General features: G+C 69.1%; 21 protein-coding genes and 1 pseudogene. 13 read left to right on the forward strand and 9 right to left on the reverse strand.

What is annotated here, in order from left to right:
- Nucleotides 1-260 precede the first annotated feature (260 nt).
- Nucleotides 261-1,445 (reverse strand): RNA-guided endonuclease InsQ/TnpB family protein, encoded by a 1,185-nt coding sequence (locus ABT296_RS29540; RefSeq protein WP_502977352.1) that lies wholly within the window; start codon nucleotides 1,443-1,445, stop codon nucleotides 261-263.
- A gap of 170 nt (nucleotides 1,446-1,615) precedes the next feature.
- Between ABT296_RS29540 and ABT296_RS29545 the strand changes: the two genes are divergently transcribed.
- Together ABT296_RS29545 and ABT296_RS29550 are read left to right on the forward strand one after the other, a co-directional pair.
- Entirely contained in the window at nucleotides 1,616-2,683 is a 1,068-nt protein-coding gene (locus tag ABT296_RS29545; protein WP_351931727.1) for an enoyl-CoA hydratase/isomerase family protein, read from the forward strand.
- Nucleotides 2,682-3,021: pseudogene (locus ABT296_RS29550) on the forward strand (NAD-binding protein); the annotation flags it as partial. The gene ABT296_RS29545 and the pseudogene ABT296_RS29550, both read left to right, overlap by 2 nt.
- 133 nt (nucleotides 3,022-3,154) lie before the next feature.
- Here the strand turns inward: ABT296_RS29550 and ABT296_RS29555 are convergent.
- Nucleotides 3,155-5,575: a helicase C-terminal domain-containing protein gene (locus tag ABT296_RS29555; protein WP_351931728.1), complete on the reverse strand. Its 2,421-nt coding sequence runs from the start codon at nucleotides 5,573-5,575 to the stop codon at nucleotides 3,155-3,157.
- 267 nt (nucleotides 5,576-5,842) lie between these two features.
- Here ABT296_RS29555 and ABT296_RS29560 point away from each other — a divergent pair, with 267 nt between their 5' ends.
- Nucleotides 5,843-6,451: a YdeI/OmpD-associated family protein gene (locus ABT296_RS29560; protein ID WP_351931762.1), complete on the forward strand. Its 609-nt coding sequence runs from the start codon at nucleotides 5,843-5,845 to the stop codon at nucleotides 6,449-6,451.
- A gap of 124 nt (nucleotides 6,452-6,575) precedes the next feature.
- Here ABT296_RS29560 and ABT296_RS29565 read toward each other — a convergent pair whose 3' ends face one another.
- A complete protein-coding gene (locus tag ABT296_RS29565) occupies nucleotides 6,576-6,992 on the reverse strand; it encodes a hypothetical protein (RefSeq protein ID WP_351931729.1) in 417 nt (138 codons plus the stop codon).
- A 282-nt stretch (nucleotides 6,993-7,274) separates the two neighbouring features.
- Nucleotides 7,275-8,006 (reverse strand): alpha/beta hydrolase, encoded by a 732-nt coding sequence (locus tag ABT296_RS29570; RefSeq protein WP_351931730.1) that lies wholly within the window; start codon nucleotides 8,004-8,006, stop codon nucleotides 7,275-7,277.
- A gap of 158 nt (nucleotides 8,007-8,164) precedes the next feature.
- Here ABT296_RS29570 and ABT296_RS29575 point away from each other — a divergent pair, with 158 nt between their 5' ends.
- Both ABT296_RS29575 and ABT296_RS29580 read left to right on the forward strand, forming a co-directional pair.
- Nucleotides 8,165-8,560, forward strand: coding sequence for a winged helix-turn-helix transcriptional regulator (locus ABT296_RS29575; protein ID WP_351931731.1), 396 nt, complete (start codon nucleotides 8,165-8,167; stop codon nucleotides 8,558-8,560).
- A gap of 734 nt (nucleotides 8,561-9,294) precedes the next feature.
- The gene (locus tag ABT296_RS29580) at nucleotides 9,295-9,894 is read left to right on the forward strand and encodes a DUF5994 family protein (protein WP_351931732.1); all 600 of its coding nucleotides are present in this window, start codon (nucleotides 9,295-9,297) and stop codon (nucleotides 9,892-9,894) included.
- Between the two features lie 811 nt (nucleotides 9,895-10,705).
- On the opposite strand, the gene ABT296_RS29585 is transcribed toward ABT296_RS29580, so the two are convergent.
- A complete protein-coding gene (locus ABT296_RS29585; protein ID WP_351931733.1) occupies nucleotides 10,706-11,242 on the reverse strand; it encodes a DUF5994 family protein in 537 nt (178 codons plus the stop codon).
- Nucleotides 11,243-11,486: 244 nt separating this feature from the next.
- On the opposite strand from ABT296_RS29585, the gene ABT296_RS29590 reads away from it, so the two are divergent.
- On the forward strand, nucleotides 11,487-11,759 hold the full coding sequence (locus ABT296_RS29590; protein ID WP_351931734.1) for a hypothetical protein: 273 nt from the start codon (nucleotides 11,487-11,489) through the stop codon (nucleotides 11,757-11,759).
- A 213-nt stretch (nucleotides 11,760-11,972) separates the two neighbouring features.
- On the opposite strand, the gene ABT296_RS29595 is transcribed toward ABT296_RS29590, so the two are convergent.
- Nucleotides 11,973-12,410: a TetR/AcrR family transcriptional regulator C-terminal domain-containing protein gene (locus ABT296_RS29595; RefSeq protein ID WP_351931763.1), complete on the reverse strand. Its 438-nt coding sequence runs from the start codon at nucleotides 12,408-12,410 to the stop codon at nucleotides 11,973-11,975.
- 277 nt (nucleotides 12,411-12,687) lie between these two features.
- On the opposite strand from ABT296_RS29595, the gene ABT296_RS29600 reads away from it, so the two are divergent.
- From ABT296_RS29600 to ABT296_RS29610, 3 genes are all read left to right on the forward strand, one after another.
- On the forward strand, nucleotides 12,688-13,290 hold the full coding sequence (locus tag ABT296_RS29600; RefSeq protein ID WP_351931735.1) for a DUF5994 family protein: 603 nt from the start codon (nucleotides 12,688-12,690) through the stop codon (nucleotides 13,288-13,290).
- 730 nt (nucleotides 13,291-14,020) lie between these two features.
- Nucleotides 14,021-14,389, forward strand: a complete 369-nt coding sequence (locus ABT296_RS29605; RefSeq protein ID WP_351931736.1) for an STAS domain-containing protein — start codon at nucleotides 14,021-14,023, stop codon at nucleotides 14,387-14,389.
- On the forward strand, nucleotides 14,386-15,066 hold the full coding sequence (locus tag ABT296_RS29610) for a hypothetical protein (protein ID WP_351931737.1): 681 nt from the start codon (nucleotides 14,386-14,388) through the stop codon (nucleotides 15,064-15,066). The genes ABT296_RS29605 and ABT296_RS29610 overlap by 4 nt, the downstream gene beginning before the upstream one ends.
- Nucleotides 15,067-15,179: 113 nt before the next feature.
- Here the strand turns inward: ABT296_RS29610 and ABT296_RS29615 are convergent, their stop codons facing one another.
- The 3 genes from ABT296_RS29615 to ABT296_RS29625 all read right to left on the reverse strand — a co-directional run bounded on the left by ABT296_RS29615 (nucleotide 15,180) and on the right by ABT296_RS29625 (nucleotide 18,604).
- Complete coding sequence (locus ABT296_RS29615) at nucleotides 15,180-16,223, reverse strand: fatty acid desaturase family protein (protein ID WP_351931738.1); 1,044 nt, start codon at nucleotides 16,221-16,223, stop codon at nucleotides 15,180-15,182.
- Between the two features lie 787 nt (nucleotides 16,224-17,010).
- Complete coding sequence (locus ABT296_RS29620) at nucleotides 17,011-17,190, reverse strand: hypothetical protein (protein ID WP_351931739.1); 180 nt, start codon at nucleotides 17,188-17,190, stop codon at nucleotides 17,011-17,013.
- A gap of 256 nt (nucleotides 17,191-17,446) precedes the next feature.
- On the reverse strand, nucleotides 17,447-18,604 hold the full coding sequence (locus tag ABT296_RS29625) for an RNA-guided endonuclease InsQ/TnpB family protein (protein WP_351931740.1): 1,158 nt from the start codon (nucleotides 18,602-18,604) through the stop codon (nucleotides 17,447-17,449).
- Between the two features lie 23 nt (nucleotides 18,605-18,627).
- On the opposite strand from ABT296_RS29625, the gene tnpA reads away from it, so the two are divergent.
- The 4 genes from tnpA to ABT296_RS29645 all read left to right on the forward strand — a co-directional run bounded on the left by tnpA (nucleotide 18,628) and on the right by ABT296_RS29645 (nucleotide 22,340).
- Complete coding sequence (gene tnpA, locus ABT296_RS29630; protein ID WP_351931741.1) at nucleotides 18,628-19,056, forward strand: IS200/IS605 family transposase; 429 nt, start codon at nucleotides 18,628-18,630, stop codon at nucleotides 19,054-19,056.
- Between the two features lie 1,046 nt (nucleotides 19,057-20,102).
- Entirely contained in the window at nucleotides 20,103-20,441 is a 339-nt protein-coding gene (locus ABT296_RS29635; protein ID WP_351931742.1) for a MerR family transcriptional regulator, read from the forward strand.
- A gap of 198 nt (nucleotides 20,442-20,639) precedes the next feature.
- On the forward strand, nucleotides 20,640-20,843 hold the full coding sequence (locus ABT296_RS29640) for a cold-shock protein (protein ID WP_055603386.1): 204 nt from the start codon (nucleotides 20,640-20,642) through the stop codon (nucleotides 20,841-20,843).
- Between the two features lie 324 nt (nucleotides 20,844-21,167).
- Nucleotides 21,168-22,340, forward strand: coding sequence for a PP2C family protein-serine/threonine phosphatase (locus tag ABT296_RS29645; RefSeq protein WP_351931743.1), 1,173 nt, complete (start codon nucleotides 21,168-21,170; stop codon nucleotides 22,338-22,340).
- Nucleotides 22,341-22,375 lie beyond the last annotated feature (35 nt).

The following is a 22,375-nucleotide window of genomic DNA, read 5'->3' on the forward strand; positions in this document are numbered from 1 at the left end:
TCACTCAAGCGAGGGGCCAGTGCATGACGTGCGCCTTCGTGGCGAACGCGGACCACGTCGGCGCGAGGAACGTCCTCAACAGGGCCAGGCCGACCCGCTGTGAGGTGGCCCAGCCACCGGCACAGGAGGCCGACGCGTTCACCCGCGGGTAGAGTCACCAGATCCTGGAAGGAATCAACGAGATCATGCGCGTCATCGTGGCCCGAGGTCTGACGGAGGCGTTCGGTTGACTTCCTCCCCCTCCTGATGGAGGGGGATTCCTACGGCTCGCGCTGTAGGGGTTTCTGCTTCGTCGCCGACTGCCCGCCCGGACTACTCCGTTGAGGTCTTACACCGGCTCCACAGACAGACGCCGTCAGCCCGACGGCCAGAATGTTCTTCGCCGCGTTCACGTCCCGGTCATGGGTGGTCCCGCAGCCGTCGCACGTCCATGTGCGGATGTTCAGCGGCATCCTGCCCCGCAGGGCGCCGCAGGCGGAGCACAGCCGGGAGGAGGGAAACCAGCGGTCGACCGCGATCACTTCACGGCCGTACCAGGAGGCCTTGTACTCCAGCAGGCTCCGGAAATCGGCCCACGCCGCATCGCTGATGGCACGGGCCAGTCTTCTGTTCTTCACCATGTTCCGGACGGTGAGGTCCTCGATCACGATCGTTTGGTTCTCACGAACGAGCCGAGTGGTGAGCTGGTGCAGGTAATCACGCCTGCGGTCGGCAATGCGGGCATAGATCCTGGCAACCTTACGGCGTGCCTTCGCGCGGTTCGCTCCGTCACCCTTCGCCTTACGGGCCAGCTCCCGCTGAGCCCTTGCCAGGCGGGTGCGGTCACGGCGCTCGTGCCGGGGGTTGGAGACCTTCTCCCCGGTCGAGAGCGTCAGCAGGTGCTCCAGCCCGACGTCGACACCAACGGCCGCATCCGTGGCCGGGAGCGGCTGGACGGAAGGGTCCTCGCACAGCAGGGACACGTACCACCGGCCGGTCGCGTCCTGCGACACGGTCACCGTGGACGGGGACGCACCCTTTGGAAGCGGACGGGTCCAGACGATGTCGAGCGGCTCATCCATCTTCGCGAGGGTCAGTGTGCCGTCCCGGAACCGGAACGCGCTGCTGGTGTACTCCGCCGACTTCCTGGACTTCTTCCGAGACTTGAAGCGCGGGTACTTCGCGCGCTTGGCGAAGAAGTTCGCGAACGCCGTCTGGAGGTGCCGCAGAGCCTGCTGGAGCGGGACGCAGGAGACGTCGTTGAGGTAGGCGAGCTCTTCGGTCTTCTTCCAGGCGGTCAGCATCGCCGACGTCTGGTTGTAGTTCACCCGCTCCTGCCGCGCCCACGCCTCCGTGCGCGCCGCAAGAGCCAGGTTGTAGACCTTCCGCACACAACCGAACGTGCGCGACAACTCTGCCGCCTGCGCATCGGTCGGATAGAAGCGGTACTTGAACGCCCGCTTCACATGGGTGGCCTTTATGGTTCACACGCTAACCCAACCGTTTGTGACAGCGCAGGCAGTTGGGGGAGATCGCCAGTCTGCCCTGGCGGCGAACCGGCCTCCCCTGCCCTGCTCCGCAGGAGCTTCGCTTCCTCCCCGGCTGAAGCCAGGGGTATCCACGAAGGAGAGACTCGATGACCGACGTCCTGTTCCGTACGACCGGCCGGGCGGGGCACATCATCCTGAACCGGCCCAAGGTCCTGAACTCCCTCACGCACGACATGGTGCTTCGCGTCGACAAGGCGCTCACGGACTGGGAGCACGACCCGGCCGTCGAGACCGTCGTCATCACCGGCGCGGGAGAGCGCGGGCTGTGCGCCGGCGGTGACATCCGTGCCATCCACGACGACGCCCGCGACGGCGACGGCACCGCGTCCGCGGCGTTCTGGCGCGACGAGTACCGCCTCAACGCCCGTATCGCCCATTACCCCAAGCCGTACGTCGCCGTGATGGACGGCATCGTGATGGGCGGGGGCGTCGGTGTCTCCGCGCACGGCAGCGTCCGGATCGTCACCGAGCGGTCCCAGGTCGCGATGCCCGAGACGGGAATCGGGTTCGTCCCGGACGTCGGCGGCACCTACCTCCTCGCGCTCGCCCCCGGCGAACTGGGCACCTTCGTCGCGCTGACCGGCGCGCCGATCGGGGCCTCGGACGCCCTGCTGTGCGGGCTCGCCGACCACTACGTGCCCTCGGACCGGCTCGGCTCCTTCGTCGACGACCTCGCCCACCTGCCCGCACGCGAGGCCGTCGCCCGCCATGTGAGGCCTGAGCCCGAGGGCGAGCTGGCCGGGCGCAGGGAATGGATCGACGCCTGCTTCTCGGCCGGCACCGTCGAGGAGATCGTGCGGCGGCTCCTCGCCCACGGCGACCCGGCCGCCAAGGAGGCTGCCGAGACCGTACTCGCCAAGTCGCCGACCTCTCTGAAGGTCACCCTCGCGGCCCTGCGCCGCGCCCGGCGGCTCGGCCCGCTGGAGCGGGTCCTGGACCAGGAGTACCGTGTTTCCTGCGCCGCCCTGACCACACCTGACCTGGTGGAGGGGATCCGCGCCCAGGTCATCGACAAGGACCGCGCTCCGCGCTGGTCGCCGGGGGCGCTCGAGGAGGTCACCGACGAGGACGTCGAGCGGTTCTTCACCCCTCTCGGCGAGCGTGAACTCGGGCTCGCACCCGGATCCGGCGGGTGCGAGGAGGTGGCCTGGTGAGGCGTTCGTCCTCGGCGAGAGCCTCAGCCTGTCGCACCAGGTCCTGTACGACGTCGCCTGCACGGCGCCCGGTCAGTGCTGGACGTTGAGCGTCAACTGCCCCGGGCCCGTTCCGGCCAGCCCGGCCAACCGGGCACTACCGGCCGGGGTTCGCCGCCTCCCTGGTGGCGAAGGACCTGGGACCGGGCGCCAACGCGCTGCGCGAGGCCCGCAGGCCAACGGAACTGGGCCTGCGGGCGGCCGAGTTCTACGCCGACTTCGCTGCGAGCGTCGGTGACAAGCAGGACTTCTCCGGCATCGTGCGAACCATCGGGGACCGGCGTGGGGAGCGGGCATGAGCGCGGACACGGAGCGGACCTATGAGACCGTCCTCGTCGCACGCAAGGCCCTGCTCGCCCTCCACCGTCCGAAAGTTCTCGACGAGCTGGCCATGCTGTGCGACGAGAGGCGGCGGGGGCAGGGGGATTCCGTTCAGTCGGGCAGGACACCCCGGATCCGTGAGAGTGCGAAGACGCGGTCGTCCTCACGCAGATGGCACCAGGCGTACAGGTAGGGCGGATCGAGGTCGAGTTCGCTGATGGTGCGGACGGTGCGCCTGCCCGACGCGGCGACGTAGTCGATGGTGACGGCGTGGTTCTCAGTGATGGCGTGGGTGAGTTGACGTACGTCGGCGAGGGAGAGCAGGCTCGCGTGCCCTGCGACGAGTTCCTCGGCGTGTGTCATCGAGCCGGCGTGCAGCGCTGTCGACGGCGTTGCGCGCAGCGCGGCGGCCAGTCGGCCCGCGTCACCAGGGGGCGGGGGCGCTTTCGTGTCCGCCCGGGAGTGGTGTCGGCGCGACGGGGCGCGGGGCGGCGGCACGGAGCTGGCAACGCGGCGGAGGGCGCTCCGTTCGATGCGCAGGGTTCCGTCGGTGTCCTCGGCGCCGGGGAAGTAGCCCGCGTCCCGGAGTGCGGCGAGCGTTTTGTCGAGGGGGGCCGGGCTGATCAGTACGGTCGGTGCCAGTCGGCGCAGTGCGAGGCTGGTGAGTTTGCGGTGCGCCATCACTTCGGTGAGCAGCGCGGGTTCCGCACTGTGAAGGACGGATGCCGCCGACGTGACGCGGACGCGGCCGTGTCCGCGTGCGGTGTCGTGGATGAGGTAGGTCAAGGGCTGGGGAAGGTCCCCGACGGCGACCGAGGCGAGGTCGGACGTGATGCCCTCGGCGCCGCGACCGGCGTCCAGCGCGCGCCGGACGGTGGCCGGAGCGAACCGCCACAGGCTCGCCGTGCCGCCGCTCTCCCGGTCCGCGACGGAGTCGAGGAGCGTGGCGAGCGAAGCGGACGGTGTACCGGTGACGACGGCGGTGAGATCGGCGCCGAAGCGGGCTGTTCGAGTGGCCGTCGGCAGCAGGTCGAGGCAGGCGGTGAGAAGGGCCTGGTCGTTGTCGTCCCGCACGGCGGCACCGATGGGGGAGAGGGCGCCGCGGGCGATCACTCCGAGTAGTTCCGCCTCCCGGACCATAGTGGCGAAGGGGGTCGTGTCCTGGGGGAGCGGGTGGGCCTGTGGCCGGTACCAGGTCACCAGCTGTCCCAGCGCGGTGGGCTCGTTCGCCGCTTGGCCGGCTGGGAGCCGTGCACAGGCGGTCAGGAGCGCGTCGCGTGCCTGTACACATCCCGTGCAGGGTGGCGATCCGGCCAGCGCGGGGCGGGTTCTGCCGTCCTCGTCGCGATCCTGTGACGGGGCGAGGGGCAGAGTCCGCCACGCCCGCAGCAGTGCGGTGAGCTGCTCGGCCGGTTCGTTCTGCGCCCAGGCGTCGTAGGCGCTGGACGCCACGACGTCGCTGCCGTCACGGGCCAGCAGTCCGGCGGCGTACGCCGTCTCCAGGACGAGGCGTACGGCGATGGCGTCGCACTGTGCCGCCTTCGCGATCCGCGACAGTTCACGTGATCCGACCCCGCCGGACTTCAGCAGGGTGGGCGGGTGGGCGGAGCACACCGTGAGTACCGAGGCTGCTTGGGCGGCGAATGCGGTGGCCGCCGCCGTGGCCTCCCCGTTCACCTCCCGTGCGGTCACGGGCACCGTCGGAATCAGAGGTGGTGCAGCCGTGAACGGGGCCCGCCAGTCGGGCCCGCGCAGCGCGAACGCCACCTCTGAAGGCATCCTGGCGGGCCCGTACTGGTAGCGGTCCTGGACGAGTAGTCCGCGTTCCAAGGCCCACCGCGCCCCCCTGTGGGCTGAGTCCGCGTGCAGCGCCGGCGTCAGTTCCGTGTGGTGCCGGGCGCGCTGGTGGAGGAGTTCGCGGGTGGCTTCGGGTGCCGAGTCGAGCACCGCTGTCAGGCGCTTGGGATCGGCGTGATGGGCGAGGAGAGCGGTGAGCCGTTGCTTCTTAGTGGTGCCGGGGGAGGGGACGCCCAAGGCCACCAGCATCTTGCGCAGTTCCTCGGACGTGGCGTCCGCCACCAGTTGGGCGAGCGGAGCGTCCAGCCCCAGAGGGTGGTCCCAGGCGTCCCGCAGTGGCGCGGCCATGCGCAGCTGCTGTGCGTCGTCCGGCCAGACCAGGGCCCGGTTCGCCAACGCTTCGAGCACCGCGTCCAGTTCCCGCTCGCTCTGCGGTCCGGTCGCACCCAGCAGAGCGGCGAGAGTGGTGCGGGGCGCGGGTCCCAGGGCTGCCAGTGCCTCGGCCACCTGGAGCTGCGGGCGGGTGAGGCCGGCCACGGCCGAGTACACCGCCCCCGGTCGTTGCAGCCGGTCCGCCAGTTCGCCGAACGAACGCGGCTGCGGGGGATGCAGGGCATCCGAACGGGCCGTGAGTACGTGTTCGAGTGCAGCGAGGTCCAGACCGCTCAGCCATGTGGCCAGAGTCGATCCGTTGTGCTTGCCGATGAGGGCACCTCGGTTCAGTACGTGGGGCATGGGCCGTTCCAGGATGCCCGACCGTGGCAGCCGTCAGTGGCTCAATGCGGCAGAGACGCGCATTGGACAACGCCCGCCACCCGGGAGTGCGACGACGCGTGTGTTTCAGCTTGGCTGGAGGACGACGGCGTAGGAGCCCGGGCCAATGAGGGCGTGGGCCGGGAGTCGTCGAACGAGGGGACCAGGCCCAGGGCTGTCCCCGCTTCGGGGTCGAAGTCGATGTCGGTGAGGATGCCGACCTTGGAAACCGCCGTGCCCGAATACGTCATGACAATTGGCCGGGTGTGGTTCGCTGCCGGGGTGACTCAGGACTTGGAGATCGTCGCGTTTGAATCTGCCGATGCGTTCGAGGCATGGCTCGGTGAGCATCACGCCGTCTCGCCGGGCATCTGGCTCAAGCTGCGGAAGAAGGGCCCCGGAATCGTCGCGCTGGACTACGCTCAAGCGCTCGACGTGGCGCTCTGCTACGGCTGGATCGACGGCCAGAAGCAGAAGTTTGACGACCAGTGGTGGCTCCAGCGGTTCACCCCGCGCAAGTCCCGCAGCAAATGGTCCAAGATCAACCGGGACAAGGTGGCCGCCCTGGCCGCGCAGGGCCGGATGCGTCCGCCGGGGCAGGCCGAGGTCGACCGCGCCAAGGCGGACGGCCGCTGGGAGGCGGCCTACGACAGCGCGAAGAACGCCACGGTGCCGGACGACCTCGCGGAGGCCCTGACCGCCAACTCGGCCGCGGCGGAGTTCTTCGAGACGCTGGACCGGCAGAACCGCTACGCGATCCTGTACCGCATCCAGGACGCCAAGAAGGCCGAGACCCGGGCGCGCCGGATCGAGAAGTACGTGGAGATGCTGGCGAAGGGCGAGAAGCTGCACCCGTAGCCATGCAAAGGGGGGCATGGCAGTACAGGTAGCGGCCCGGGGTGCGAGGAACCGGCGGAGTGAGGCGAGGGCGGCCGCGTGGAACGGCCCTCGCCGGACCGGCACCAGGCCGGGCGAGGCGCGCTCAGGAGGGGATGACCTTGGGGAAGGCCCTGTCCGTTTGGACGTAGTACTTACGCACCAGCGGGCCGAGGTCATTCTCCGCGTCGCCGAGGACCATGGCCTTGATGACCTGAACGCTTTTCTGGTCGTCGAACTTCTGCACCCTTGCCGCGGTGCCACCGAGGACCAATGGCTTCCACTTCGTCTGGGATGCCGCCATGGGGCTGACGTCCGGGTCGAAGCCCAGGAAGTAGCGACGACCAGATGGCTCCTGACCGACGGCCAAGAAGACGATCACATGGAAACCGGTGTTGCGCTCGTTGTTGAATTTGCTCTCACTCCCGCCGACGTGCCCGGTCGAACCGCTGATGGTCTGAATCGCCGGTGTGGTCTGGTCGTCGGCCTGAATCCGCAGGGATGGGCGGCGACGCGCTTTCACATGAGACAGGGCCAGTGTCTGCGACGCGGCCGCGCTGAGGAGTCTCAGTTGGGGTGACGGTCCCGGCTGATTGGGCTTCGGGCCATGAGCGGACCGGTGTTGGTGATCGAGTTGGCGGGGGCTGTCCCCCGCGTGGTGATCGAGTGGCTCCGCGAGTTTTCGCTCGAACGCTTCGGTGTAGCGGGTGGAGGGAGGCGGGGTGGCCGCTGGTGGCCTGCGTGAGTCCACTGTGCGATGGCGGTGGGCCTTCTGCGGCTCGCGGCCGCAGTCACGGTCCCGACGCTATTGAGGGGTAAGTTCAAGCAGCAGTCCGCTCAGGTCCGCCGGCATAGTGATCATGCAGTCGTGCCCGGTCGGCAGTTCCCGTATCCGTGCCGGGGAGCCGTTGGGCTGTGTTGCGGGGACGGGCCGCCGCACGATGCCTTCCGGTTCCGCGCCGACGCAGTGGATGTGTGTGCGCGGAACCGCGTCCACGGCGGGGTTGTCCAGCCGAACCGGTTGCTGCAGGCAGCGCACTGGGTGGTCGGAGAGCGTGGCGCGCAGCCATGCGATGTCGGCAGGGTCGGTGACCCCGAACAGGCCGAGGGGCGGAGGCATCTCGGGCAGAGGGGGGATGCGCCATGCGTTGTCGGACTTGGCAGCCAGGTCGATCAGGTTCTGGGTCATGGGCTGCGCGTCGACGGCGGTCTCGCCGTGCTCCGGGACCATCGCGTCGAGGTACACCAGGTGCGCGATCCGTTCCGGTATCTCGTTGGCCACGGACGAGACGACCAGCCCCGCGTAGCTGTGACCCACGAGCACCACCTCGGTCAGGTCCTCTTCGTGGATCAGCTTCACGACATCCGCGACGTGCGTGTCGAGCCCCACCTCGGGACCGAGCAGGTGTGTCTTGTCGCCGTAGCCGGTCAGCGAGGGTGCGAACACGCGCCGTCCGGCCGACTCCAGCAGCGGGACCACCCGCTCCCAGCACCGGCCGCTGTGCCAGGCACCGTGTACCAGCAGAAAAGTTGACATGAGGGGAAGGTTCCTTGTCTTCGGGGCGTGGATGAGCGGGATCGTTACGGTTCCTGTTCGTGCCTCGGTACTCTTCGGGAACCGAGATCATCGTGCTGCACCTGCCGCACGCCGATCAATAAGGCACATTTCGGTGCCCCGGTTCTCTGGAGGTAACCATGAGCGGCACAGCGGGCGGCGAGTCGCGGTCGGCACGGCCGGAGGACCCGTGCCAGGCCCGTGAGGTCCTGGGCATCGTCGGCGACAAGTGGTCGCTGCTGATCGTGCGCAACCTCAGCCAGGGGCCGCGTCGCTTCACCGAACTCAAGCGGGCCGTCGACGGGATCAGCCAGCGCATGCTCACCGTCACCCTGCGTGGCCTGGAACGCGACGGGATTCTTACGCGGACCGTCCGCAACGTCATGCCGCCGCACGTCAGTTACCAACTCACTCCGATGGGCAGGACCCTCCGCGAAGCCGCCGCTCCCCTGTTGGAGTGGAGCATCACGCACCTGGCGCACATCGACGCAGCCCGCGCCGTGTACGACGCTCGTGCCGACACCCCGCCCGCCTGAACCCGCCCGGCTGCACTCAGTCATCGGCAGGTGCGGCTCCATGAGCTTGGCCTGGCTCGGCCTGGTGAGGCCGGAACGGGCCGCCACGGCGGAGACAGGTAGTGCGGCGTGGCGGTGTGGGGCGAGCAGTCGGCAGGCCGCGTCGAGCCGCTCGCCGATGAGTCACTGCTCAAGACAAATACCCGCGCGTCCCAGCACGACGTACAACTGCCGCTGCTAAATTCCGCGGCGATGCGTTCGGGTCCGAGGTCGGGATCGGTGAGGTGGCGGCGTGCGTATGCCAGAATCCGGGTTGCCAGGGAACTGTCCGTGGCTTCTCGATCAGCATTTGATGGTTACCTCCTCATCGGGTGCCGCTCGGCGAGCTTGCGCCCAACCGCTTTTGTCAGCCCGGTCACTGCAGTCGCTGCCCTCCTCTCGCCGCGCCCCCACCTCCGACGGAGTCCCGCCTCTCGCAGCCGAACTCGACCGGATGCCGTTCGCGGGGCCTGCCGGGTCCTATCTTTGATTCAAGGCCGCGTACGGCCCGCGCGGACTGTCGGCCCTGGGAGGCAAGTTCTGTGCAGGGGCGCACGGGGCTAATTCTTGTCTGGGAATACGGCCCGTCGGAAGTGTCCGAGGAGTAGGCTGAAATCACCGAGGATAATTCGTACACAGGTTTCCAGGCTCGTGTCGTTTTCGGCGATCGAATACGCCGGGCCGGTCATGACCGGCCCGGGGGCAGGGTTCGCATCATGACTGCGACCATTTCCCTCCCGACGACAGCCGAAGCCGCAGACCGTGCGTTCTCCTCGTCCTCTCTGCGTCTGTCGCTCGCTCCGGCCGACCCCGCACCGGCTCTGCTGGACGGTGCGTGGTGGCCTCGCTCCCGCGATCTCATGCTCGAACTCCCTTCCCTCACAGCCGTATTGGACCGGTTGTGGGGGCGGATCACTCGGGTCGTGGTGAATCCCACCCACTGGCCGGTCGTTCCGCGCGAGGTGCCCGTCGCCGGGCATGTGGTGAAGGTGGGCTGGTTCCTGGCCGAGCAGGACCCGCACGAACTGCTGTTGCTCTCGTACCGTATGGGGCGCTGGAACCTCTTGGTGGTCCCGCCGCGGACGACTCCCGCCTCGGCCGCCTGGCTGATGGCCGCCGCGAGCGACCCACTGGGCACCTCCACCGCGAGCCGGTTGATGCACGAGGCAGCGCGCCTGCGGGCTGTGCCCGAGACGGATCGGGCCGGGGAAGCTGTCTGGGACTCCGAAGGAGGACATGCGGCCCGTGATCCGGCCGCACGTCCATGGGGCCCGACCGTGACCGCCGCGATGCCGAACCGGCCGATGCGGAGGTGAGAACCATGCAGACCTTCGTGGCCGCGGTCGTGATCCTCGCGATGATCACTTTCGGAGTGCTCCTCATCCACCAGCTCAACATTCAGCACAGCACGCGCATCTCCGCCTACCACTACGGCCGTTCCGGAACACCCGTCCCGGGACCGGACCCATTGACTCCGCGGAAGGCCCGCGGTCGGGCGGGAATGGGTGGCACCGCACGCCACATGCACTTCCTGCGGACGGCCCGAGCCGACCGAACGCACCGAGGAGACCGAACCGACGGCATCGACCCCAGCCCGGAACCCCGGCCCCCGCACCGAACATGACCGGCTCCGGTCTCCCGTGCCTCCGGGCCGGAATGCCAGGCCGGGGACGGCACCGAGCCAAGAAGGCCGGCTGGCACGCCGTACGGAGCAGATCGTCGGTCGGTCGCCCTACTGTCCACCCACGCCCCCGGCCCTCCGAGCAGGCGGCCGACAAGGCAGTCGGGGCCCGGCGGAAACGCCCTGACAGTGCCCGCGGGTGCGGACCTTCTGTCCGATCCCTCAACGCGCATCCCGGATGACCGATCGGCCGCCGGCCACCGCGCTCGCCGACCTTCTTTGCCGTACCTGCATGGACCCATCACCGGGCCCCGCCGCAGCGGCTGCACACGAGTGAAGTGAGCGGACCGGCCCTCGGCGCGGCACCGTCCGACGGGTACTTTGCTCGTCGAATCGAAGAACTCGGCACTGGATCGTGGACGGATCGCCGTCTCCAGTTGACTGCTGGGGTGGGTGGGGCGATGCCCTTCGGTCAGCAGTGTTGGGCCGCCCGCGGCCCTCGACGGTCAGGGGTCTGGAGTCTCGTGGTTCTCCAGGTCGGTGCCGGCCGACGGGGCGGCGGGGCGGGGGAGTTGGGCAAGGAGGATCTCGGCAGCCTGGGCGGCGTTGTCGGCGTGGACGACACGGGCCATGACGGCTCGGGCGGCCTCGGGCGGCGTGGCCGGTGGCACGACCATGAGGGAGAAGTGGTCGTTGTCGCCGCGGGTGATCAGGACGGTGTCGTCGCCGATGGGGAAGGAGTCCAGGTGCACGACGCGGTCGTCTACGACCAGGCGGGTCGGGATGCCGTTCCAGGCGGAGGTGTCCAGGCCGACCCGGGTGATGGGCCCGAGATACCCGGTCAGGGCGGTGATCAGCGGCGGGAGCTCCTGCTCCACGTCACGTGAGCGCGGCCACCAGGCGCCGTCGAGGAGGTTCTGCCGGGACCCCGTCGTCTCCAGCCGGAGCAGCGCCGTACCCGGTCCTGCGGCCCGATGGACCTCGTCCGGCAGGAGGCGCGGGGGCGCGGGGACCTGGTGGCGTGAGATGCCTACGTCGTTCATGTCGGTCCGCCCGTCCACGGGTGGTGCCGTTGCCGCCCGGACCGGTGCCTCGGCGGACGCCGGGCCGGCGGGCGGGGCGACGGCCCCGTTCCTTCACGGTACTCCGGCGGGCTGCACGGACGCGCCGCACCCCGCGAAACCGATGGACACGGGGGCCTCGGACGTACCGTGGAGGTACGGAGTCATGCCCGGCCGCCGTGCCGGACGTTCGCGGGCGCAACTGCTGGGAAAGGACGGTGCCGCCTTGGACCGCAATGAGCCGGATGCCGAAGCCGTGCCCCAGGCGGGGTACGCCGAGGTCCGTATCGTCGCCGCCACCCCGGACGCCGCCCGGATGGTGGCTGACGTCCTTCGCCGCTGTTTCGCCGGCGGTGAGCAGCGCAGCTATCCCGCCCCGGGCGGCGGGACCCGACTCCACCTCACCGTCGACACCGCTCGAACCGCCGAACCGGCCCGGTCCTGGCTGGCCGCCAGCAGGCCCCCGAGCGGCACCGGGCCCCACACCGAGGAATCCTGACCGGCTTGCGGAGGGCGCCGGGCGCCGTGGCCGTCCCGGCCGCGGTGGAGCGTCCCGCAAGCCGCAGGGTGACGCCGTCGGACCGGCCCGTCAGCACCGGCCCATGGCGTCGCCCGCCGCCCATCGCTCCTGCCCCGCCTGGGCTCAGCCGCCCACATCCCTGCCGGTTCCGCGCACCGAACTCAAGACACCGTTTGTCGACAGGACGGTGCTCTACGGCGTGCTGAAGACCCGCCGTACGGAGGCGGGCTGCTGCGAGGGCGCGTCGACGTGATGCTCGGCTCCACGGTCCCGGTAGGGCCTGGCCCTACCCGTGTCGTTGCGGCACGTTGGTGACGCGGCCGCCCGGTGTGCGGCCAGCCTGCGGTCGGTTGTCGCACCCGGCGGTAGCGCGCGAGTCGGCGAGGCCCGGATGGTCCGGTGGTCAGCGGCAGGCGGCGAGGAGACACGGACGTCGGCGGCAGCGTGGCGGTCGAGGCCGTTGTGCTGGGCTCTTCCGGCGAACATGGCTTTGTTTGCCGGGATCCACAGCAGCAGGCCGGAGAAGTGGTTCGCGGCCAGGAGTGGGTCGTCGATGCGTAACAGCCCCTGGTCGGTCAGGCGCCGGTCGCCGCCAGGGTGGCGAGCGCTCGCTGGAAGACGAGAGGTCAGGGGTGGGGAGCCGTTCGGTCACGGAACTGCGGACAGAGCCGTGAAATCAGCCAATGCAGCTCTTCGTTGCCGGGGTCCGGGGGGTTCGAGGGGCTTACGGGACCGGGGCTCCCGTACGGGAGAAGGGTCTCCGTCAAGCGGTGGTCCGCGGGGCCCGTTCGAGGAGTAGGCTCGACCACACCGAGGATACTTCGCACACCGGCTTTCAGGCTCGTGTCGTTTTCGGCGAACGAATACGCCGGGCCGGTCGTCCGAGGCCCGGGGCAGGGTCCGTGTCATGACCGTGACCGTTCACCACCCGCCGACAGCCGAAGCCGTTGACCGTCTGTCCTCGCCCTCGCCCTCGCTCCGTCTGTCGCTTGCTCCCGTGGGCCCCGCGCCGGCTCTGCTGGACGGTGCCTGGTGGCCCCGCTCCCGCGATCTCGGGACGGAACTCCTCTCTCTGACCGCCGTACTGGACCCGCTGTGGGGGCGGATCACACGCGTGACGGTGAATCCCGTCCACTGGCCGGTCGTTCCGCGCAAGGTGCCCGTTGCGGGACATGTGGTGAAGGTGGGCTGGTTCCGGTCGGAGCAGGACCCGCATGAACTGTTGTTGCTCTCCTACCATGTGGGCCGCTGGAACCTTTTGGTGATCCCACCGCAGACGCCCGCCGCGTCTGCAGCCCGGCTGATGGCCGCGGCGAGCGACCCCCTGGGCACGTCGACCGCGAGCCGGTTGATGGAGGTGGAGGCGCGCCTGCGGGCGGGGGCGGAGACAGACCGGGCCGAGGAGGCGGTCTGGGATTCCGAAGGGGGAAGTGAGGCCGGCGCCCCGACTGCCGGGTCGGGCATCGAGGCCATGACCGCAGCGATGCCGCAGCAGCCGTCGGGGCGGTGAGAACCGTGGAGACCATCCTGACCCTGATCGTGATCATCGCCTTCGGCGCGATCGTCGTCCAACGGTTCAACTCACAGCACGGCGACCGTGTCTCCGCCTTCCAGCACGGCCACCCCAGGACGTCAGTCCCAGGACCGCCACCGTCTGCTCACCGGAAGGCCCATGTCCGGACGCGGGCGACCGGCACGGGCTGTCGGCGTGACGCCGGAGGTGGACGCCTGCGCCTGCCGCGCCGCACCCGTCAGGGAGATGTCAGGGCCCGCTCGCACACGGCGTGCCCATAGGCTGCAGGACCCATCAGAACCGGCCGAAGCAGCCAACGAGGTGCGTGCCCCGGGCTCCCGGGCATGGCACCTCGGTTGACAAGCCGACTGCTTCCACTGTCCCGAGTTGCCTGGCCCCGGTGGCTCCGGTGGCCCTTGGCCCGGCTTCGGTCGGGGCGGAGGTGGCCGGGACCGGGGGACGACGAGTCGTCCGCCACCGCCGTCCGTGCCCGAGCGCGGAACACCGGCAGGTCACGAGGCCCACCGGCCGCGCCCCGAGTCCTGCCGCTTCCACGGGGATTCCCCGGCCGTCCGATGCGTCGGCGCTCCTGCCAACCATCGTGAACGGAACGGTTGTTCGTACGTCACCGTATCCACCCCCTCCGTATCGGCTGCACACCGCGAAGGGCAGGGCTACTCGCCCTGCCGCCCGGAACCGCCGGCGGATCTCGAGAACCGAGGGAACCATGTCCCTGCCCCAGTTGAACGTCTACCGGCACGACCGCACCACCCGCTCGCTCGTCACCTTCGCGGGGGAGATCGACCTGGCCACCGCCCCGCTCGTGCGCGGCGCACTGGCCGGATGCCTGCGCGACGGTGTGCGTACCATCGACGTCGATCTCACGGCGGTCACCTTCTGCGATGCCAGCGGACTGAACGCGTTTCTCACCGCATTCCGGCTCGGTGCCGACAGGGGAACCATCCTCCGACTGCACCATCCGCCTCCGGGCCTGGCCCGCGTCATCGAGATGACTGGCTCCGGCTTCCTCCTCGACGTACACGAGGGCCTGCCGGCCCGACGCCGGGCGGCAGCCGTCGCGGGCGGTTCGCTGTGACCGCCGCGGACCGCCGGGAGCCGCGTCCGGGTCCGGAGGGCACGGCGACTCCCGTACAAGCGTTACGGCTGCGCCGGCTGAACCGCTGGCAGGCAGAGACTCTGCGGGAGGACCTGGCGGATCTGTCCGTGGAGTCGGCACGCACGGGGGCGGGCCGGCGCTACCGTGGCCGGGAGGCCTTTCTACGGCGTCTCACCAGCGCCATCAGGCGGCCAGGATTCGCCCTGCTGATCGCGGAGGGCACGGCCTTCGCCGGGTGCGCCTACGGATTTCCCGTACCGCGCGAAGGGACCTGGTGGAGCGGGTTCCACGGGAGCCTTCCCCCCGGCGTCGAACAGCTCACCGCGTCCGGACACGTCTTCGCGATCATCGAGATCATGGTGCACCCCCACAGCGGCGACGAGGACCTCGCCCGCCGGCTCCAGCGTCGCCTGCTCGGCGACCACTACGCCTCGCTCGGGGCGACGCTGGTCGACCCTGCCGACGGCCAGGCCCGCGATGCCTTCCTGTCGTGGGGTTGGCAGGACATCGGGGCGGTACGTCGGCCATCGGATCCCGCCGCCCGCCAGCCGTCCGCCCCTGTGCTGCTGAGGGCCCTGGTGCTGCCCCTCGGCACCCGCTCAACGTCCCAGCCGAACGGCCTCGCCCATGAGAACCGCACCCAACGCCCCGATTGACGAACGCTGCTCGGCCCGGCCGTGAGGGGGTGAGTGACGAGGCATCCTCCACCGCCGGCCGGAGAGCACCCACCGGACGCCGCTCCTTGACGGGGCGCACACCTGCCGGAGCGCTACGCAGGGACGCGAGGGTGGCGGAGCGGGGCTCCCGCCCGGTGGAGACTTGCCAGGGCCAGACGGTAGGCGGTGAGCAGCCCGGTCTCCACGTAGTCGACGTCCAGTTCCTGGCAGTGGCGTCGCACGAGGTCCCGGGCCCGGCGGAGGTTGGGGCTGGGCATGCTGGGGAACAGATGGTGCTCGATCTGATGATTCAGCCCGCCCAGGGCGATGTCGGTGAACAGGCCGCCGCGCACGTTGCGTGAAGTGAGTACCTGGCGGCGGAGGAAGTCCGGGCGGTCCTTGCCGGACAGTATCGGCATGCCCTTGTGGTTGGGCGCGAAGAGGGAGCCCAGGTAGACGCCGAACAGGGCCTGGTGGACGGCGACGAAGGCGATCGCCATGGTGGGCGGCAGCAGCCAGAGCAGGACGGTCGCATAGACCGCGAAGTGCGCGAACAGCAGAGCGCCGTCGAGTGTTCTGTGCTTGAGCGCGCGATTGCCCAGCGCCCGCACGCTCGACACATGCAGGTTGAAGCCCTCCAGTGTGAGCAGCGGGAAGAACAGGAACGCCTGCCAGCGGCCGATCAGACGGGGGAGTCCCTTGGCGGCCCTGGCCTGGTCCTGGGACCAGACCAGCAGGTCGGGGTCGAGGTCGGGGTCGAGTTCCTCGTGGTTGGGGTTGGCGTGGTGGCGGGTGTGTTTGTCCTGCCACCACCCGTAGCCCATGCCGATACCGGCACCGGCGATCCGTCCGGACACCTCGCTGGCCCGGCGTCGGCGGAACACCTGGCGATGGGCCGCGTCATGGGCGAGCAGGGCGACCTGGCCGAAGACCACGGCCAGGAAGGCCGCGACCGCCAGGGTCCACCAACTGTCCCCGACGAGTGCGACGCCGGCCCAGCCCACGACGTAGAGCCCGGCCACCGTGATGATCCGGAGTGTGTAGTAGCCGGGGCGGCGTGCCAGCAGGCCGGCATCGGCGATCTTTCTCGACAAGCGGGCGAAGTCACTGCCGGGTGGCGTCGACAGGGGGGTGCCGACGGTTGCGTTGCTACTCATGATGATGAAGCTCTCCTCCAAAGGAGGCAGATGGCTCGGGGCTGCTCTTGCGAGCTGCTGAGACCGGGCCGCTGGGAGGAAGGCGCTTCTCCACGGCGGGAAGCGCGTTGCGCGACCGTGGTGAGGTCGACGTCTGCTTCATCGGCCGCAGCCGCGCAGACCTCCTGTTTGAAGGCGGGTTCCCTGCCAGGCAGGTCTCACACTGGGCCAGGGCAAGGCGCCGTGAACGATCCGCACGCTTTCACGCCGCAACGACGTCGACCGGTGGCGCGCGACCTCGGGGCCCGGGCGGTATGTCCTCCGGTCGAGCCGGACTCTTGTCTCCGTGATGAGGACTGCGACGATGATCAGGCCCGTCGCGTCACTGGTGGTCACGGCCCTCCGGACCATGCGGGGGACGTGCGGTGGAAGACGTCCGCCGGCGACTGCGAAGTGGGTCTCGACGTGCCGGCCTGGCAGATGGACATGGTCGTCCGGCCTCACCGGACCGGTTCCCGGTACGGCGGTGAGGCGGGCCGTATCCGGAATATCTGCTCTCTTCCCGGCCGGCCCCTGCCAGGCGAGCTCGCCTGGCAGGTGAAGGGACGGCCGGCTCGGACTCTGGCTGCACCGGTGCCGACCCGATGTACATGGCCCCAGGCGGACACCGGGAACCTCAGCGGCTGGTGGCCCGAGGGCCGACTGCGGGCACGCTGGAAGCGCAGGAAGGGCGTGCGGTGCGCCGCGCGGGCCGCCTCAACCACTTGGCGGCTGTCCGAAGGGGGCGGCGTGAGGCCAGCCCCCACCGTCATGACGCGGTGGGTCCGTGTCGGCGCGAGCGCAGTATCGAGCGCACCAGCAGGTACATCACGCCGACGACGAGCAGGAGCACTCCGATGGAGAGGAGGTACAGCATTCCGTCCACGATGGCGCCGATAACGATGAGGGCCACGGCGATGCTGATGAGCAGGATCAGGAAGAGGGCCATCGTGTCACGCCTCCTTGAGGCAGGACGGCCTGGTGAAGGTTGGACCCCGGGGGCTGCGCCGGCCTGGGGCCGGACCGCCTTGAGGAGTGACGGCGCCCGCCGGTGACCTTCGGCCTCGCAGTCGCCGCAACTCCAGCGTAGCAAGGGGCTGCTGCACGATCGGGTGACATGTCAACTTGACCTGGCCCTGAAGGACCGGGCTTGGAGGTAGCGCCCAGCTGGCTGCTGGGGTGGACTCCTCCGTCCAGACACCCCGTTATGGGGTGTCAGGGACGCGTGACTCACGCCCCGCGTTCCACACGCTCTCGCCGCGGGCGGCGATGTTGTGGGAAGCATTCCGGTCGGCGTGGGCAACGACCCCGCACCCCCGGCAGATGAAAAGCCCCTGGTCGACACGGTTGCGCTTGTCAACGTGGCCGCACTCGGCGCACGTCTGCGACGTGTACGCGGGATCAACGAAGACCAGGGGCACACCGGCCCGCTTGGCCTTGTAGACGATGAACTCTCCGAGCTGGGCGAACGCCCAGGAATGGAGTGCGACCCGTTGGGGCTTGCGGAGCCGTACCCGGTTGCGGATGCCCTTCAGCTCTTCAAGGGACAGGCCGCGTCCGGTGCGTTCAGCCTCGGTCACGATCGTCTTGGAGATGATGTGGTTGGTGTTGGCTGCGTGCCGCGCCTCTTTGCGGGCACGGGCCTTGAGCCGCCGCTTGGCACTCTTGGTGCGCTTCTTCTGGAGCCTGGCACGCAGGGCAAGCTGCCGCTTGCGGTACCGGTTGAGCCCCCGCCCGGCGGCGAGGTAACCGGTGGAAGCGGTGGCAATGTTCTCGATGCCGAGGTCCACGCCGATGAAGCCGTCCGGCTCGTACTGCTCGGCCTCGGGCACGTCACAGGTGGCAACGAGGTAGAACACGCCGCCGCGCTCGATCAGGTCGGATTCTCCCTGCCGGTGCGCCTGGAGCATCTTGAGCGCGTCGGCGGAGCAGGCGAAGCGGATATTCTTGACCCGGCCGTCCACGGTCCAGATGGACACGGTCCGCTGGTCGTACTGCCAGCTCAGGCACCGGTCGTCATACGGCTGGGCAGCCTCGGGCCGGAAGGCGACCGGCTTGGACTCCGCCCTGAGGCGACGCCTCGAGCCTTCCCTGCCGAGGTTCCCGGCACGGATGTTGGCCCCCAGCGTGGTGTACGCGTCGCGCACCTTCTTGATGACGTGCTGCGCGGCCTGCGCACCCAGCCCCCGCGCCTTGAGGTGGGCGTAGGTGTGCCTGCGCAGCTCGTACTCACGCGGCACGCCGTACTCGAACGCCACCTGCGACACCCAGTTCGCGGCGTCGTTGACCGTACGCAGAGTGCGCTCAAGCATGGATGCCTGCACGGCATCCGGCACGAGTTTGACCTGCGTCACAATCTTCACGAGCGTGATCGTAGCAATGGTCTATGTCACCACATCGGGAATCGAACCCCTCTATCCGCAGGGGTAATAGCGTCGTCTGCACCCTCCACGCACACTTGGTCTTCACACCCAAATATCGGCGCGGACCATCCACCGACGAGATCCTCCGGCACTGCGAAGAGGTCACGCGCGACGTGTGCACCGACTTCGGCGCCCAGTTGCGGGAGTTCAACGGCGAACGCGACCACGTCCACCTGCTCGTGCACTACCCGCCCAAGGTCGCCATCTCCCGACTCGTAGGCTCCCTCAAGGGTGCCTCCGCCCGGCGCCTCCGGCAGGAGTTCCCCGGCCACATCCGCACGTACCTGTGGGGTGAGCACTTCTGGTCGCCGTCCTACTTCGCCGCCTCGTGCACGGGCGCCCCGCTCGCCGTCATCAAGAAGTACATCGAGAACCAGAAACGTCCCGGCTGAGGCCAACAGCGCAGCCCCGTGCACCCGCGCGGGTCAGAGCAGCGTTAAGAAGCGCTTCCTCCCGGGCGTGAACGCCCGGGGTTCCGCGCTAGATCATTCTGAACCCGATCGAGGCTCAGTTCACCGCCCTGCGCTACTGCGCTCTCTGCGGCACCGCTGCCACCAGCCACTGGGTTCCCGATCGCCTTGCCCGTTGCTTCCTGCCCTCGGTATCTGCCCCAGCAGGTGGCCGGGCCAGCCCGGCGCGCATGCGCTGTGCCCCGCTCGTCTCACTGCTCGCGGTCGATTACCTCACCTTCGAACGCTCAAAAATCTATGTCGGCCGGAGTAGACATTAGGTAGTGGCGTCGCTATGGTTTCTCTCGTAGTCAGAGAGACAGAAGGGCCCGGCAGAGACGAACTGCCGGGCAGCAGTACCTGTAGTTGCAGTACGCAGGACGGTGCGGCGGTGGAGTTTCGAAGCCAGGGTGGTTGCAGGACGGCGACGGGACTGGCGGCCGGACCGGGTGGCCCGCAGCGATCAGGGGCCGCCGGAGCGGGACCGCTGTCACGGCAGATGCGGTGCCCGTGAGTGCAGTGCGCAGTACCCCGCAGTGAAGTATGTGAGCAGTACTCCCGGTGAAGGCAACGACTGCGGACGCGCGCACCGGGAAGTTCGGCAGTGAGGTTCCAAGCCAGAGCAGACGCAGGACGGGCAAAGGTGCCGGCTGCCGAATAGTGGCGCTGTCACAGGCCACTGAGCAGTTCGATTCACCAGCAGTACCCCAGGTAGGAAGTTGATCACCGAGGGAAGAACGGAGGAATGACGCACCATAGGGATCGCCCGGACGGAAGTTCCGAGTCCGGGTACCGCAGGACATCGATAGTGAGGTGGTCTCCGGTCAAGCAACCGCGGTCCCCGCACTCCCGACAGCGACTGGGTCGGGCAGGCGGACACAGTCTGCCGACGCGATTTCAGGGTCGGCGCATGGTGTAGAAATTCCTTCGGGACCCTGGTGCCGGTATCGGCACCAGGGTCCCTCGACGCGTTCCAGAGAGAGGTGCAGATGACGGCAGACGACTCGTACGGCCGTCTCGATGACGACGACTACCCCGCCTACACCATGGGCCGGGCCGCCGAGATGCTCGGCACCACCCAGGGCTTCCTCCGCGCCATCGGCGAAGCCCGCCTGATCACCCCGCTGCGCTCCGAGGGCGGACACCGGCGCTATTCCCGTTATCAGTTGCGCATCGCCGCCCGCGCTCGCGAACTCGTCGACCAGGGCACGCCCATCGAAGCGGCCTGCCGCATCATCGTCCTGGAAGACCAGTTGGAGGAAGCCCAGCGCATAAACGCCGAATACCGCCGCGCCGCCGAAGCGGCGGACCCGCCGACCGAGACCTGAGCGCTCCCACTTGGAGGAGCCCTTCTGGTTACAGTGTGTGCGGACGTGTACCGTCCCCGTTAGCTGTCGTGGTACGGATCTTCCCCTTGCCCACGCCTTCGGCGTGGGCGTCTTGCTGTGCTGTGCCGCAGGAGCTGGGGCAATCACCTCCGCCTCCCACACTGTGTGGGCGGCGTTAGTCGACTGGAAGACAAGAACATGGCTACAGGAACTGTGAAGTGGTTCAACGCTGAGAAGGGCTTCGGCTTCATCGCCCAGGACGGCGGTGGCCCGGACGTCTTCGCCCACTACTCGGCGATCAACTCCACGGGCTTCCGTGAGCTCCAGGAGGGCCAGACCGTGACGTTCGACGTCACCCAGGGCCAGAAGGGCCCCCAGGCGGAGAACATCAACCTCGCCTGACCCGCTTCACACACCGCCCCCGCACCGAGGGCATCGGCCAGGCGCGCTGTTGCTCCGCGCGCGTGGCCTGAGCGTCCCCGGAACGCACGTACGGGTCGTCGACCACGGTCCTACACGCCAGTAACCTACTGCGGCGCGACGCAGCAGACCTGTGGCCTGCTCACTCCTGGTGGATGATGTGTAGGTGAAGAGCCTGGCTGGTGGCGCTCGTCCTGGCGGTTGCCGGGTCGGCGCAGGAGGGGGCTCGTCGAAGGGACCGTGGCCGTGAGTGATGGGCAGAGTGAGCTTCCTCGGCTTCTGACCGCAGCGGAGACGGCCGCGCCGGTGGACGCTGTCGACGTAGTCGCGCGGGATCTGCGACGGCGATTCGATGCCGTCGAGGTCTCCTTCCTCATCGTGGACCTGACGGGGAAGGCGGTGGCCCGGCTGTCCACCACCGCTGCGGGGGAGGGCGGCCGGGAAGCGGAACGGATTCCCTTGCTCGGCAGCGTGTACGAGCATGTGATCCGTACCCAGCTCCTGTACCAGGAGGCGACCCACCACGGACACCGCGTGATCGCGCCCGTCACCAACCGGGGGGACGCGATCGGGCTCCTGGAACTCCTCTTGCCGGCCGGACCCGGCAACGACACCCTCACCGCGGTCGGGGAGGCCGCGCACGTCCTGGCCTACGTCGTGATCGCCAACGGTCGCTTCACGGACCTCTTCACCTGGGGCAAGCGTTCCAGACCGCCCACCCTGGCTGCGGAGATCCAGTACCAGCTGCTCCCTCCGTCCCTGTCGTGCGAGGCGGCCCAGTTCACCCTGTGCGGGAGTCTCGAGCCCTCCGAAGACCTCAGCGGCGACACCTTCGACTACATCCTGGACCGCGACGCCCTGCATGTGTCGGTGACCGACCCCATGGGGCACGACATCGACGCGGCCCTGGCCGCCACCGTGCTGGTCGGCGCCTTGCGTGGTGCCCGTCGCGCAGGAGCCGGCCTGATCGAGCAGGCTCAACTGGCGGACAAGGCCCTGGCCGACCATGGCCGGGGCCACGCCACGGGTCAGCTGTTGCGCATCAACCTCCGCACCGGCAGGGCCCAGCTCGTCAACGCCGGTCACCCCTGGCCACTGCGACTGCGCCAAGGGGTCGCGAAGGTGATCACATGCGAGGTAGACCATCCCTTCGGCCTCTCCGTGCCCGTGCCCCACCCGTACCGAGCTCAGGACGTCGACCTGCGCCCCGGCGACCGACTGCTCATGTTCACCGACGGCATGCTCGAGCGCCACGGAGAGAAGATCGATCTTCCCTGCCTTCTGGAACGCACCCGAAACCTGCACCCTCGCGAGACCGCTCTGGCGATGACATCAGCGGTACGGGGCGCAGCCGGTGGCCGACTCGAGGATGATGCCACCGTGATGTGCCTGGACTGGCACGGTCCGCAGGAGACTCAGCGGCACGTCAGCTCCGGCGCGGACACCCACCAAGCCTCGGCCGATCGCCCGAAACCGTAGGCATCGTCGAGTTCCGTTGCCCTGTCCGTCACGGA

Origin of the sequence: Streptomyces sp. NPDC000983 (genome assembly GCF_040299205.1) — a bacterium.
Taxonomy (GTDB): domain Bacteria; phylum Actinomycetota; class Actinomycetes; order Streptomycetales; family Streptomycetaceae; genus Streptomyces.

Excerpts from the sequence above, each read along its gene's own strand:
- tnpA (WP_351931741.1), top strand. The coding sequence starts at position 18,628 with ATGTCACCACATCGGGAATCGAACCCCTCTATCCGCAGGGGTAATAGC.
- ABT296_RS29605 (WP_351931736.1), top strand. The coding sequence starts at position 14,021 with ATGTCCCTGCCCCAGTTGAACGTCTACCGGCACGACCGCACCACCCGC.
- ABT296_RS29580 (WP_351931732.1), top strand. The coding sequence starts at position 9,295 with ATGACTGCGACCATTTCCCTCCCGACGACAGCCGAAGCCGCAGACCGT.
- ABT296_RS29615 (WP_351931738.1), bottom strand. The coding sequence starts at position 16,223 with ATGAGTAGCAACGCAACCGTCGGCACCCCCCTGTCGACGCCACCCGGC.
- ABT296_RS29620 (WP_351931739.1), bottom strand. The coding sequence starts at position 17,190 with ATGGCCCTCTTCCTGATCCTGCTCATCAGCATCGCCGTGGCCCTCATC.
- ABT296_RS29560 (WP_351931762.1), top strand. The coding sequence starts at position 5,843 with ATGACAATTGGCCGGGTGTGGTTCGCTGCCGGGGTGACTCAGGACTTG.
- ABT296_RS29635 (WP_351931742.1), top strand. The coding sequence starts at position 20,103 with ATGACGGCAGACGACTCGTACGGCCGTCTCGATGACGACGACTACCCC.
- ABT296_RS29555 (WP_351931728.1), bottom strand. The coding sequence starts at position 5,575 with ATGCCCCACGTACTGAACCGAGGTGCCCTCATCGGCAAGCACAACGGA.
- ABT296_RS29545 (WP_351931727.1), top strand. The coding sequence starts at position 1,616 with ATGACCGACGTCCTGTTCCGTACGACCGGCCGGGCGGGGCACATCATC.
- ABT296_RS29570 (WP_351931730.1), bottom strand. The coding sequence starts at position 8,006 with ATGTCAACTTTTCTGCTGGTACACGGTGCCTGGCACAGCGGCCGGTGC.
- ABT296_RS29640 (WP_055603386.1), top strand. The coding sequence starts at position 20,640 with ATGGCTACAGGAACTGTGAAGTGGTTCAACGCTGAGAAGGGCTTCGGC.
- ABT296_RS29585 (WP_351931733.1), bottom strand. The coding sequence starts at position 11,242 with ATGAACGACGTAGGCATCTCACGCCACCAGGTCCCCGCGCCCCCGCGC.
- ABT296_RS29600 (WP_351931735.1), top strand. The coding sequence starts at position 12,688 with ATGACCGTGACCGTTCACCACCCGCCGACAGCCGAAGCCGTTGACCGT.
- ABT296_RS29575 (WP_351931731.1), top strand. The coding sequence starts at position 8,165 with ATGAGCGGCACAGCGGGCGGCGAGTCGCGGTCGGCACGGCCGGAGGAC.